Origin of the sequence: Mesorhizobium marinum, from assembly GCF_040813675.1 — a bacterium.
GTDB classification, from domain to species: Bacteria; Pseudomonadota; Alphaproteobacteria; order Rhizobiales; family Rhizobiaceae; genus Mesorhizobium_K; species Mesorhizobium_K marinum.
Map to the genome: position 1 here is coordinate 161,773 of NZ_JBFOCI010000001.1, position 11,747 is coordinate 173,519.

Consider the following 11,747-nt stretch of genomic DNA (forward strand, 5'->3'; position numbering starts at 1 on the left):
TTGTGCCGACCGTTCAGGCCGGCTTCACGTTCTGGTTCAGCCTGAGAAGGTTGCCGGGGTCGTAGCGCTTCTTGATCGCCGCCAGGCGGCCGTAGTTGCCGCCATAGGCCGTCTCGACGCGGCCGCCCTCGTCGTCCGGCATGAAGTTGACATAGGCTGTGCCGGCGGCGTGTGGTTTCATGGCGTCGAACAGCTGCCGCGCCCAGGCGATGAAACTCCGGTCGTCGCTGGCTTCGCGCCACCGCGTATGGACATTCATCACGAAATGCGCGCTGCGTTGTGGGAAGGCCGTCGCGTCGGGGGTCACCCGGCCGGCCGCGCCGCCGACATGGCCGATGAACACCTCGCATTCGGGGCCGGGCAGGGCGCGGATCGCATCGAGCAGCACGCCGATCGCCGCGTCGGGCAGTTTCGTCAGGTCGTGGCTCTTCCAGTAGTTTCGCGCACCCGGCGTCAGCAAGGGATCGAAGGCCTGTTGCCATCCGGCGAAGGGGCTCGGCCCGACCACGTCGACGATCGGCTTGCCGATCGCCCGCAGCGCGGCCGTCGCCCTCTGGCCCGCCTCGATGTCGCCGCAGTAGCACATGGCCAGGATGAGGACTTCCTTGCCGTGCCATTCCTCCGGCAGGAAGGGGAGCGGCGGGGCCTGCCGCATGACGACCCAGCAGGTCAGTTCGTCCGGTGCGGTCGCGACCACCTCCCGGTACTGCTGGAGGATCGCCTGGGCATCCGAGAAGGGGTGCACGACCAGTCCCGCCAGCACCTCGGGGCCCATCTTGTGCAGCTTGAACTCGAAGGACGTGACGACGCCGAAGTTGCCGCCGCCGCCGCGCAGCGCCCAGAACAGGTCCGGGTGCTCGCTCGCGCTCGCCCGGACGATTTCGCCGTCAGCCGTGACCACCTCGGCCGACACCAGGTTGTCGATGGTCAGTCCGAACTTCCGCGTGATCCAGCCGAACCCGCCGCCGAGCGTCAGGCCCGCGATGCCGGTAGTGGAGTTGATGCCGGTCGGCACGGCCAGACCGGCCGCCTGCGTCTCGCGATCGACATCGGCCAGCGTCGCGCCCGGCCCGACCACCGCCCGCATCGCGGCCGCGTCCACGCGAACCGCGTTCATCTGCGAGAGATCGATCATCAGGCCGCCGTCGCAGACGGCGTTTCCGGCAATGTTGTGCCCGCCGCCGCGCACGGCAAGAAGCAGGCCGTTGTCACGCGCAAAGCGGACGGCATGAACGACGTCGCCCGCATCGGCGCAGCGCACGATCAGTCCGGGCTTGCGGTCGATCATGGCGTTCCAGATGGTTCGGGCCTCGTCGTAGGACGGGTCGCCCGGCTGCAGCAGACGGCCCTTCAGCTTCGCCCGGAGCGTCTCGACCGCCGAGGCGCCCACGGATCGTGAGCCCGATTCCAGGCCGGTTAGGTTCAGGTCATTCATGACATTGCCCTCCCAGGTTGATGACGGGCAATTGCCCGTCGTGCACGCGATCTCGATCACGGTTCAGGCAGCGGTGGCCGCCGGTGCATTGGGTGGTTCACATCTACGTTAGGCCGATTTTTTGGACCGCGCCATCCTTCGCTGGCCACTTTCGTCTGACAGATGCGATGGTCGACAGGTTCTGTTGCTGCCAGCGGAGAGCAACCGGGCGCGGGCAACCCTAGGGCGACTGCTCAAGGCGGGAGCAAAAATCGAGAATGTGCATGTCATGCATAACTTTCGGACCGTTGCCGGGTTGATCCCGAGCGATGACGTACACACCCGGCATACTCGGGCGAGTTCCGTGTTTTACCCACGGCAGCCATTCAGAAAGGCGGATCTTCAAGAACACGACGTCTTCGGCAATCTCGCCTTTCATGGCCACCATGGAACCAACTTCACAGCCCTTCGCCTCATTCGGTGTCGCGCGGAAGGTGTCTGGTCGCCGGGGAACACGCCCGCATACATCGAGTTCTCGACAGGCACGACGGTGATTGCCGCGCGGATGCGTATCCACAGCGTCGGCGGCGTCACGCTCGGCTCGCCGACTGGTGGCTGTTCGACTACGCTACCACGGGTGCCCTACAGGACGCAGATGACGACGTAGCCAAGGCGTTTGCCTTTCGCGGGGCCAATCTGCTCGACGCGGATAGGTTCGCGGACTTCTGGAAGCAGAACCGTCACCTGCCGTCGCGGGCTGAGTCGGAGGCGAATGGTGCCAATTGGTTGGGCGACCTGCTTCACCTCATTGGGAAACCCTTGAAACGCAGGCGGTCGACATCGAGAAGCTGAATGAGTGGCGGAAGCCGCCGGCGAACGGCGAGCCATGCTCTTTGGAACTCGGGATGCCGAACGTGGCGTCCCGTCGCGGACGGGCGGCATGAACCGTTGGTCCGGTTCGATAGCCGCCCGTGCAGGCCACCAAATGGAAACGCCGCCCGAAGACGGCGCCAAGCAGGACGGCAGTACGTGCCTATGCTGGCCTAGGCTGCCCTGAAACGACGGCAACAACTTTGGAAGTGACCTGGCTCAACGTTTCTCGGCACTGGAGAGCCGGCTTCGCGTAGGATTTCTTCATGTCACCCTCGCCCCCCTTCAAGAGAACCTTGCCGCCGAGGAACTGCTACGCTCTGCCCCTCCTGACCACGGGAGACGGGTAGTGCACCTGATTGCGGCCGCCGAAACAATATCATTGAGGGCTGCAGCTTCATAGGCGCCACCAGCCCGAACCACTTACCGGTCCCGGGAACAGCTCGACCCAACCATCGCGCAATTCGCGGGGTGGTAACCGCTGGCAACCGAAGTTGACGTTGCCTGACAGCCCGTCGACGCCATTGCAGTGGCGCCGATTGCGAAAGCAATCAATATCCGAACCATGGGATCGCCTCCTGAGTTTAAGTCATCAAAGCAGACGCCACCCGCCAACCGCAATAGGCAGGCCGGCGCACCGGCCGTTGTGGAAGCGAAACCAGAGTTGATTGAATGTTAAAGAAGAGTTGGTGGCGGAAGGCCGTCTTGGACGTTGCGCCCACCCACGAGTGGGGGAAACGGTGGTAGCGGAGGAGGGATTTGAACCCCCGACACAAGGATTATGATTCCTCTGCTCTAACCAACTGAGCTACTCCGCCATGCGGCGACGTCGAACCGGCGGGCCGGCGAAACATCCGCAAAGGTGGCGCGGATATACGGTTGGGGGGTGGAAACTGTCAAGCCGCAAGTTCCGCCGTTTCGGTCGCCCGCCGCCCGTCGGTGCGGGCCGGCCCGCGGGGCTGTCCGGGCGAACGGGGCAAACCGCCCCGGCGCCGTCCCCGGCCGGCGTCGGCGCGCGCGGCAAATCGTCCGCCATGCGGCGCTCGGCGCTTGAGTTAGCTCTGCTGCGCCGTTATGTCTCCGTCACAATTTTCCTGAGCTGGCACGATATGAAACCGCGCATAGCAGTCCTGGGCTGTGGCTACTGGGGCTCGAACCATATCCGCACCCTGAAGGGGCTCGGCGCACTGCACGCGGTCTCCGACGCCAACCGCGCGCGCGCCGAAGGCTTCGCCAGCGAGCAGGGCTGCCTCGCGATCGATCCGGACGCGCTGTTCGAGCGCGAAGACATCGACGGCATCGTCATGGCGCTGCCGCCGCAGTTCCACGCCGACCTTGCCATCCGCGCGGTGGAGGCGGGCAAGGACGTGCTGGTGGAAAAGCCGATCGCGCTGACGGTCGCGGACGGCGAACGCGCCGTCGAGGCCGCGCGCAGGAACCGGCGCGTGTTCATGGTCGGCCATGTGCTGCGCTACCACCCGGCCTTCGAGAAGCTGAAGGAACTGATCGACGCCGGCGAACTCGGCGACGTCAAGTACATCCATTCGCACCGGCTCGGCCTCGGCAAGTTTCATACCGAGAACGATGCGCTCTGGGATCTCGCGCCGCACGACCTGTCGATGATCCTTGCGATAACGGGGGTCGCCCCGGTCGAGGTGCGCGGGGAGGGGGCCGCACTGCTCGACCACCTCAGCGACTTCGCGCATGTCCATCTGCGCTTTCCCAACGGCGTGCGCGGCCATCTGTTCGCGTCGCGCCTCAATCCCTACCGGGAGCGGCGGCTGACCGTCGTCGGCACCAAGGCGATGGCGGTGCTCGACGACGTCGAGCCTTGGCAGCGCAAGCTCGCCCTCTACCGGCATGCGGTGTGGCAGGACAGCGGGCAGTGGGCTTTCACGACCAACGAGCCGACCTATGTCGACATCGAGCAGGGCATGCCGCTGACGCGCGAACTGGAGCATTTCCTGCACTGCATGGAAACGCGCGCCGAGCCGCGCACCGGCGGCGAAGAGGCGATCACCGTGCTGCGCATCCTCACCGCCGGCACGGTCGTTCACGTCTGAGGGTTCTTCCCGGCTAGAGGGCAGCCGCCGTCGACGGCGCAGCGGCCAGCCGCGCCAGCATGTCTTCGGCGTCGCGGCCGCGCTCCGAGCGCTCGATGAACCCGCCACCGAGAACCCGGGCTTGGTTGCCGTCGTCGCTGTAGAACACGCAAGCCTGTCCGCGCGCGACACCTGCCTCGCCGTCGCCGAGTTCGACCCAGACAGACGTTGCGTCGCGCCGCAGCGTCGCCGGCTTGGGCGGCCGCGTCGAGCGCACCTTCGCGAACAGTTCCAGCCCCTCATGCGGGATGTCGGACAGCGGCTGGTCGCCCAGCCAGTTCACGTCGCGCAGGAAGACCTTGCGGGTCTCCAGCGCCTCGCGCGGGCCGACGATGACGCGCGCCTTCTCGGCGTCGATGTGCACGACATAGAGCGGCTGGCCGGCTGCGACGCCGATGCCGCGCCGCTGACCGATCGTGTAGCGCAGGATGCCGTCGTGGCGTCCGAGCACCCGCCCGTCGATGTGGACGATATCGCCGGGAGCGGCGGCTGCCGGCCTCAGCTTCTCGATGATGTCGGAATACTTGCCCTGCGGCACGAAGCAGATGTCCTGGCTGTCGGCCTTGGCCGCCACGGTCAGGCCGACCTCCTCCGCGATGGCGCGCACTTCCGGCTTCGACAGGCCGCCCAGCGGAAAGCGCAGGTAGTCGATCTGCTCCTGCGTGGTGGCGAACAGGAAGTAGCTCTGGTCGCGATCGGCGTCGACCGGCCGGTAGAGCGCTCGGTGCCTACCGTCCGCGCCCGCGCCGGGGCGGCTGCGGATGTAGTGTCCCGTGGCAAGCGCGGCGGCGCCGAGTTCCCGGGCTGTCGCGAGGAGATCCGCGAACTTGACGGTCTGGTTGCACGAGACGCAGGGGATCGGCGTCTCCCCCGCCACGTAGCTGGCCGCGAACGGGTCGATCACCGCCTCGCGGAAGCGCTGCTCGTAGTTCAGCACGTAGTGTGGGATGCCGAGCGTTTCGGCGACCCGGCGCGCGTCGGCGATGTCCTGTCCCGCGCAGCACGAACCCGTCCGGTGAACGGCCGCGCCATGGTCGTAGAGCTGCAGCGTCATGCCGACGACGTCGTAGCCTTCCCGCTTAAGCAGCGCCGCAACGACCGAGGAATCGACGCCACCCGACATCGCGACGACGATGCGGGTGTCTTCGGGCCGTCCGGGAAGGTCTAGGCTGTTCATGGCTTTGTCGTTCCGTGGCGCGCCATCTGTGCTGCGCCATGCGAATATAGGTTAGCCGCCCACGCTGTGCCAACCGCAGGCTGCGGCGAAGGAAATGGCGGGCTGCCTCAAATCTTAACGGAATCCCTAACGACGGATTCAGGAACGTTACTTACCCATTAGGAAACGCTTAGGCAATTTTTAAAGCTGTGGCGGTATTGTGACTGCCATTGCGTCGTAGCGTTTGTGGTTGTGTGTAGAGAGTACGATGACCGATCTGATTAGACCGCGCGTCAAGTACGTGATTGGCCCGGACGGAAGTCCGCTCACGATCGCCGATCTTCCGCCGTCCAACACCCGGCGCTGGGTTATCCGGCGCAAGGCCGAAGTGGTCGCTGCGGTCCGGGGCGGCCTGCTCAGCCTGGACGAGGCGTGCCAGCGCTACAAGCTCACCACCGAAGAATTCCTCTCCTGGCAGGCTTCGATCGACGAATACGGCCTTGCGGGCTTGCGCACCACGCGCATCCAGCAATACAGGCACTAGCCTCCCGCCACTTCAGGCGCGGACGCCTCCCGGTTAGGGGCATGGTCGTGCGCGCAACTGACGGACTTCCAAAGTACTTCCGGGCAGGCGTGGCCGTCGCTGCAGGCGATGAGCCGTTCGTTTGCCGCTTGCGCCCGTTCGCCCCTTCGCGCCTAGCCGGTTTCTGCTCCGCTCCGCTTCAGCATCGCCGATGCGATCGCGGTCAGCACGACCGAGGCCGCGAAGAACCATAGCCCCGGCTGCGTGTAGGCCGTGGCGAGGCCGCTGGTCTTGGCCGCGAACACCACCAGCGCCACAAGCATCACATCCAGCATCGACCAGCCGGAAAGCGCGCGCATCCAGGCGGGCACCCTTCTCGAAGCGTCGTCGCCGGCATGGGCCGCGATGTGCAGCGCCGCCAGCTTGATGCAGGGAAAGACGACCGAGAACAGCGCGATGATCGTCGCAAGCAGCAGTTCGTCCTCGGCCCACAGGCCGGCGATGATCGCGACGAGCGAAGGGTTGTCGGTAAGGAAGTAGAGCCGTTCCACGCGCACCAGCGGCAGCACGAGCCCCAGCCCAAGCGCGAGCGTGGACGCGAACAGGGTCAACGGGAGGAGAATTCGGCGCATTGCCGGTCGTTGGTCGATATCCTGGGTCGGTTGTCGGCCGGTGGTCGTTGCGGCCCGGGCGGCCGTCAGCCGATCATGGCGCTGCGCATGCCGGTGTCGGCCTCGCGGGTCTTGGCGTCTCGCGATTCCAGCGCCTCCGCCTTGGAAAGCTCCGCTTCAGCTTCGGCGAGTATGGATTCGGCCATGGCCCGCTGCAGCAGCAGGTCTTGCTGGGAGTTCTTGAGATTGTCATGGCGCAGGCGAGCGGCCCTGGCGAAGGTCGGATAGGCGAAGTGATTGATGTCGGTGATGCCCGCCTTCTTTTCCTCGGCGGCGACCTGGACCTCGAGTTCGTTCGCCATCCGCTCGAATTCGGCGATCATCATGTCGAGTTGCATGAGTTGCCGGCGCTTGTCGTTCACCTGAAACTGCTTCAGCCGAACGAGGTTCTCACGTGTTTTCATGGCCCGAAACTCCCGCAAACGCCGACACCTTCCGATACGAAATCTCCACGTCGACGAAGGTCGCGGCCGGGCCCTATGGGAAACAAATCCCTAAGATATTTCTCCGGCGGTAACCATTCGTTTACGCGCATTGTTAATCATACGCGGCAGGACTTAAGGCAGGGTAAAGATCGAAGCTCGCAACTGCGTCGAATCCGCGACTTCTGCACGGAAGGGTTAGCCCTTTCCGTTCATGTAGGACGTTAAGGAGCGATTGGGGCGATTCAGCTTAAGATTCAAGATGGTGTCTCGGTTGGCTGAACGAACGGTTTTCACTTGCCAAGTCGAATTAGGTTTTGTTAACCATTCGATGGCAGCTTCTGATTCAGGCATGAACTGCTCCGATACCGGACGCCCGCTCGAAACGGTCTGGCAGCAGAAAAGGGGAATAGAATGCGCGTTCTGCTGATAGAAGACGACAGTGCAACCGCCCAGAGCATCGAACTGATGCTCAAGTCGGAAAGCTTCAACGTCTACACCACGGATCTCGGTGAAGAGGGCGTCGATCTCGGCAAGCTGTATGACTACGACATCATCCTGCTGGACCTCAATCTTCCCGACATGTCGGGATACGAGGTGCTGAGGACGCTTCGCCTTTCGAAGGTCAAGACGCCCATTCTCATTCTTTCCGGCATGGCCGGCATCGAGGACAAGGTCCGCGGGCTCGGCTTCGGCGCCGACGACTATATGACCAAGCCGTTCCACAAGGACGAGTTGGTCGCGCGTATCCATGCGATCGTCCGCCGCTCCAAGGGGCACGCGCAGTCGGTCATCACCACTGGCGACCTCATCGTCAACCTGGACGCCAAGACCGTCGAGGTCGGCGGTCAGCGGGTGCATCTGACCGGCAAGGAATACCAGATGCTGGAGCTGCTCTCGCTGCGCAAGGGCACGACGCTCACCAAGGAAATGTTCCTGAACCACCTCTATGGCGGCATGGACGAGCCGGAACTCAAGATCATCGACGTCTTCATCTGCAAGCTGCGCAAGAAGCTCGACGCCGCGTCCGGCGGGCAGAATTTCATCGAGACGGTGTGGGGGCGTGGCTACGTCCTGCGCGAGCCGGAAGATCTGCGCGACATCGCCTGACGCCTGTCGGCATCTGAAAAAAGGCCCGGCGCTTGTCCGGGCTTTCTCTTTTCAAGCAGTTGTAATCGTTCGATTTTCTATCAGGCCGCGGCGGCCTGGATGGTGCGGAAGCGGTCGAGAAGCTGCGGTCGGTTGAAGGGCTTGAGAAGATAGCCCTGGGCGCCGGCGCGCTTGGCACGCATGATGGCGGCGATGTCGACCTCGGTCAGCGAAATGACGATCTGCGGCTTCACCTGGCCGTCGATGCCGCGCACCCGCCGGATGAACTCGACCGACGTCATGTCGGGCAATGCGCCGTCGACGACGATGATGTCGGGCATGTCGGTGACGCAGACGGCGATCGCGTCGAATCCGGTAGCCGCTTCGATGATCTGCAGGTCGGGTCCGCCCAGAATGCGCTTGGCTACCTTCCGGATAACGGCGGAATCATCGACGAACAAACAGCGCTTCATGACCGGGGTCCTTGCATGGTGCCGGGAAACGCGACTTCCGGCTCAATGCAAGCACCCTATCTGACCTGCGTAAACAAGCCGAAAAACGGTTAGGTAAAAATTGTCGTAACAACCGGCCCTAGTTGGCCGTGAGAACGACCTCGTCGGCGGTGGCATGGATCGAGATCGTCATGTTCGCCTCGCGCGCCAGCAGCAGCGTGTAGTAGGGCTGCACCGAATGGGCGTCGATCGGCTCCTCCGGCTTCTGGCCGGAGTGAAGTTCCAGGAACTTCGGTGGCACCCGCAACATCGGACCGCTCGACGTGAGCGTGAACTTCGGGTTCGGCTGCCCTTCCTCAAGCGTGACTGCGATCTTGCCGCCGCGCGGGATCGCCGCAAGCGCCACCAGGACGAGATTGAGCAGAAGCTTGACCTGGTTCTTCGGCAGCAGCGCCCTCGCGCCGGTCCAGACCAGCTCCGGCTTCTCGTTGCGCAGGAACGCGGTGGTCACCGCCTCGGCGTCGCCGGTGTCGATCTGCATTCCGGCCGAACCGGCCGCGCCGAACGCGATTCGGGCGAACTGCAGCCTGGCCGAGGCGTTCCTGGCGCTCTGGCGGATGAGGTTCATCGCGTCCTCGTCGGCGCCGCCCTCGTCGAGCAGTTCGAGCCCGTTGTTGATCGCGCCGACCGGCGAGATGATGTCGTGGCACACCCGGCTGCACAGCAGCGCAGCCAGATCGGGCGCCGAAAGCGTAAAAAGATCAGACATTTAACGACAGGTCCCCTTGCAAATAGTGCCCCAGCCCTCTCCCAAGCGAATCACCATCATCCCCCCGGCGCAATTGGTATACAGCCTCGCCATCAGCGGCAAGGATGACGCTCGCGACGCCAAAATCCGTCCTCAATCCGCCAAACTCGTCATGCTTAACAGTTGGAAAAGGAATGGGGCCTAGTTTGTCTTCGATTCCCGTCAAGCGGCCGCCAAGCGTCGCAGCCGGGTGAGGCGTCGGTGAAGGCTCCCGGACGGAGATTTGGAAGCATGTTTTCCCGACTGAAGGACCGGACCCCCGTCCGGCTCATCGTAACGTTTCTGGCGCTGTCGTGCATCATGGCGGCGTCTGTCATGCCGTCGCGCGCGCAGGAGTACACCGCCGATGAAATCGTCGAATCGGGTCATCGCTTCTTCGGCGCCACGTCGGGCGGGCTGGCCAGCGTCATAGAGCACATCTTTGCGTCCTATGGACTGCCCAACGGCTACGTGCTCGGCGAAGAGGGATCGGGCGCGATCGTCGGCGGCCTGACCTACGGCGAGGGCACCCTCTACACCAAGAATGCCGGCGACCATAAGGTCTTCTGGCAGGGGCCGTCGCTCGGCTGGGACTTCGGCGGGCAGGGCTCGCGCACCATGGTGCTGGTCTACAATCTCGACGACGTGCCGAACCTCTACAACCGCTTCGCGGGTGTCGCCGGCTCGGCCTATGTCGTCGCCGGCCTCGGCTTCAACGTCCTGAAGAACGGCAATATCCTGCTCGTGCCGGTCCGCACGGGCGTCGGCGCGCGCCTCGGCGTCAATGTCGGCTATCTCAAGCTGACCGACCGGCCGACCTGGAACCCATTCTGACGAACGCACACTTGCCGCCGCGCGCTGCGCGGCGGTGCCGCATGGACGCCTCGTGCTGTTGTGTGTCCGGCTGACGCCACCCGGGCTCTCTGGGCCGTATTTTTTCCTGAAGTTTCCACGACGGCACTGGATTTCGGGCCGCGCGGCATGGCAAAAGCGGTACGTTGCCGCGCCGTCCCGCGCCCGGGAGAACCATGCAGTCCAGCCTCGTCTTCGTACTCGGCTTCCTGACGGCCGGATTCATCGCACTGATCGTCGCCCCGATGGTCTGGCGCAGGGCCGTCGCGCTGACGCGCAAGCGGATCCAGGCGTCGGTACCGCTGACCCAGGCGGAAATCCAGGCCGACAAGGATCGCATGCGCGCCGAGTTCGCGATGGCGACGCGCCGGCTGGAAATCAACTTCCAGAATTTTCGCGAGAAGGCGGCGGCGCAGATCGTCGAGATCAACCGCAATCGCGAAGAACTCAAGCAACTGATGGCTGAACGTAACGAGCGCCACGAGGCGCTGACCCGGCTTGAGGTGCAGGCCGGCGAGATCCGCGCGGAACTGCGCCGCCGCGAGGACGAGCTTGAAATGCTGACCGAGAAGCTGGAGCAGGCCGAAAGCCTGCTGCAGCGGCGGGCCGACGAGATCGAAAAGCTCGGGCGCATGTACGAGGATGCGAGCTTCACCGCGTCGAACCGGCAGCTCGAGATCGCCGCCCGCGAAAGCGAGATCGAGAAGCTGAACGGGGAGATGTTGACGCTGCGCAACGAACGCCGCGACATCGACCGGCAGAGCCAGGAGATCACAGGCGAAAGCCGTGCGGCGCGCGAGGCGCTGAAGGCCGAGCAGGAGAGGGCTCAGGGGCTCGAAGGCAGGATCGAGCGCCTGCTCGCGACGGTGGCCGACCGCGACGAGAAGATCGACCGCGGCGAGCGCGAGGTGACGCGGATGCGCGACACCGTGAAGGCGAACTCCGACGCCGAAGGCGGCCTGCAGGCGCAGATCGCGGCGCTCGTCGCCGAAAAGGCCGCGCTGGAAAACGAGAAGGCGGCGCTGTCCGAACAGTTGTCCACTTATGTCTCCGGCGCCCGGCATCAGGAGATGGAAAAGCTGATGGCCAAGGTGTCGGCCGACCGCGACCTGCTCGAGGAGCGGCTGAAGACGCTGACGCGCGAAAACCGCAAGCTCAAGGTCGATGTCGCCGTGCATGAGCGGACGAAGTCGGAGGAATGGAGCGGCGAGCGTCGCCAGAGCGCCATCCTGCGCGAACAGATGAACGAACTCGCGGCCGAGGTGGTGCGCCTGGCCGCCGCGCTCGATGGGGCAGATTCGCCCGTGAACGCGGCGCTTGGGCAGGCTTCCGCTAGAGATGCCGGCGCGAAGGTCAGCAGCCTCGCCGATAGGGTGCGCGCGCTGCAGAAGGCGGCGGCGTCGGGCTGA

The 11,747-nt window shown here is 64.5% G+C and carries 12 protein-coding genes and 1 tRNA gene; 5 read left to right on the plus strand and 8 right to left on the minus strand.

Going from position 1 to position 11,747, the window contains the following annotated elements:
* Window positions 1-13: 13 nt before the first annotated feature.
* The 3 genes from ABUE31_RS00810 to ABUE31_RS00820 all read right to left on the minus strand — a co-directional run bounded on the left by ABUE31_RS00810 (window position 14) and on the right by ABUE31_RS00820 (window position 3,102).
* Window positions 14-1,435: an FAD-binding oxidoreductase gene (locus ABUE31_RS00810; RefSeq protein ID WP_367721575.1), complete on the minus strand. Its 1,422-nt coding sequence runs from the start codon at window positions 1,433-1,435 to the stop codon at window positions 14-16.
* 220 nt (window positions 1,436-1,655) lie between these two features.
* Complete coding sequence (locus ABUE31_RS00815) at window positions 1,656-1,862, minus strand: hypothetical protein (protein WP_367721576.1); 207 nt, start codon at window positions 1,860-1,862, stop codon at window positions 1,656-1,658.
* 1,163 nt (window positions 1,863-3,025) lie between these two features.
* A tRNA-Met gene (locus ABUE31_RS00820) sits at window positions 3,026-3,102 on the minus strand.
* Between the two features lie 291 nt (window positions 3,103-3,393).
* Between ABUE31_RS00820 and ABUE31_RS00825 the strand changes: the two genes are divergently transcribed.
* Complete coding sequence (locus ABUE31_RS00825) at window positions 3,394-4,347, plus strand: Gfo/Idh/MocA family protein (protein WP_367721577.1); 954 nt, start codon at window positions 3,394-3,396, stop codon at window positions 4,345-4,347.
* A gap of 13 nt (window positions 4,348-4,360) precedes the next feature.
* Here ABUE31_RS00825 and mnmA read toward each other — a convergent pair whose 3' ends face one another.
* Window positions 4,361-5,563, minus strand: a complete 1,203-nt coding sequence (gene mnmA, locus ABUE31_RS00830; RefSeq protein ID WP_367721578.1) for a tRNA 2-thiouridine(34) synthase MnmA — start codon at window positions 5,561-5,563, stop codon at window positions 4,361-4,363.
* A gap of 247 nt (window positions 5,564-5,810) precedes the next feature.
* Between mnmA and sciP the strand changes: the two genes are divergently transcribed.
* The gene (sciP, locus tag ABUE31_RS00835; RefSeq protein ID WP_121580878.1) at window positions 5,811-6,086 is read left to right on the plus strand and encodes a CtrA inhibitor SciP; all 276 of its coding nucleotides are present in this window, start codon (window positions 5,811-5,813) and stop codon (window positions 6,084-6,086) included.
* Between the two features lie 152 nt (window positions 6,087-6,238).
* Here sciP and ABUE31_RS00840 read toward each other — a convergent pair whose 3' ends face one another.
* Window positions 6,239-6,676 carry a paraquat-inducible protein A gene (locus ABUE31_RS00840; protein WP_367721579.1) on the minus strand — a complete coding sequence of 146 codons (438 nt, stop codon included), beginning with the start codon at window positions 6,674-6,676 and terminating at the stop codon, window positions 6,239-6,241.
* 86 nt (window positions 6,677-6,762) lie between these two features.
* Window positions 6,763-7,140 (minus strand): flagellar export protein FliJ, encoded by a 378-nt coding sequence (locus ABUE31_RS00845; RefSeq protein ID WP_367721580.1) that lies wholly within the window; start codon window positions 7,138-7,140, stop codon window positions 6,763-6,765.
* A gap of 432 nt (window positions 7,141-7,572) precedes the next feature.
* On the opposite strand from ABUE31_RS00845, the gene ctrA reads away from it, so the two are divergent.
* Window positions 7,573-8,268, plus strand: a complete 696-nt coding sequence (gene ctrA / locus ABUE31_RS00850) for a response regulator transcription factor CtrA (protein WP_367721581.1) — start codon at window positions 7,573-7,575, stop codon at window positions 8,266-8,268.
* 80 nt (window positions 8,269-8,348) lie between these two features.
* On the opposite strand, the gene ABUE31_RS00855 is transcribed toward ctrA, so the two are convergent.
* Window positions 8,349-8,720, minus strand: a complete 372-nt coding sequence (locus tag ABUE31_RS00855) for a response regulator (protein WP_367721582.1) — start codon at window positions 8,718-8,720, stop codon at window positions 8,349-8,351.
* Between the two features lie 118 nt (window positions 8,721-8,838).
* Window positions 8,839-9,468, minus strand: coding sequence for a histidine phosphotransferase ChpT (chpT, locus tag ABUE31_RS00860; protein WP_367721583.1), 630 nt, complete (start codon window positions 9,466-9,468; stop codon window positions 8,839-8,841).
* Window positions 9,469-9,807: 339 nt separating this feature from the next.
* On the opposite strand from chpT, the gene ABUE31_RS00865 reads away from it, so the two are divergent.
* A complete protein-coding gene (locus ABUE31_RS00865) occupies window positions 9,808-10,320 on the plus strand; it encodes a DUF1134 domain-containing protein (RefSeq protein WP_367722491.1) in 513 nt (170 codons plus the stop codon).
* 194 nt (window positions 10,321-10,514) lie between these two features.
* The gene (locus ABUE31_RS00870; RefSeq protein ID WP_367721584.1) at window positions 10,515-11,747 is read left to right on the plus strand and encodes a coiled-coil domain-containing protein; all 1,233 of its coding nucleotides are present in this window, start codon (window positions 10,515-10,517) and stop codon (window positions 11,745-11,747) included.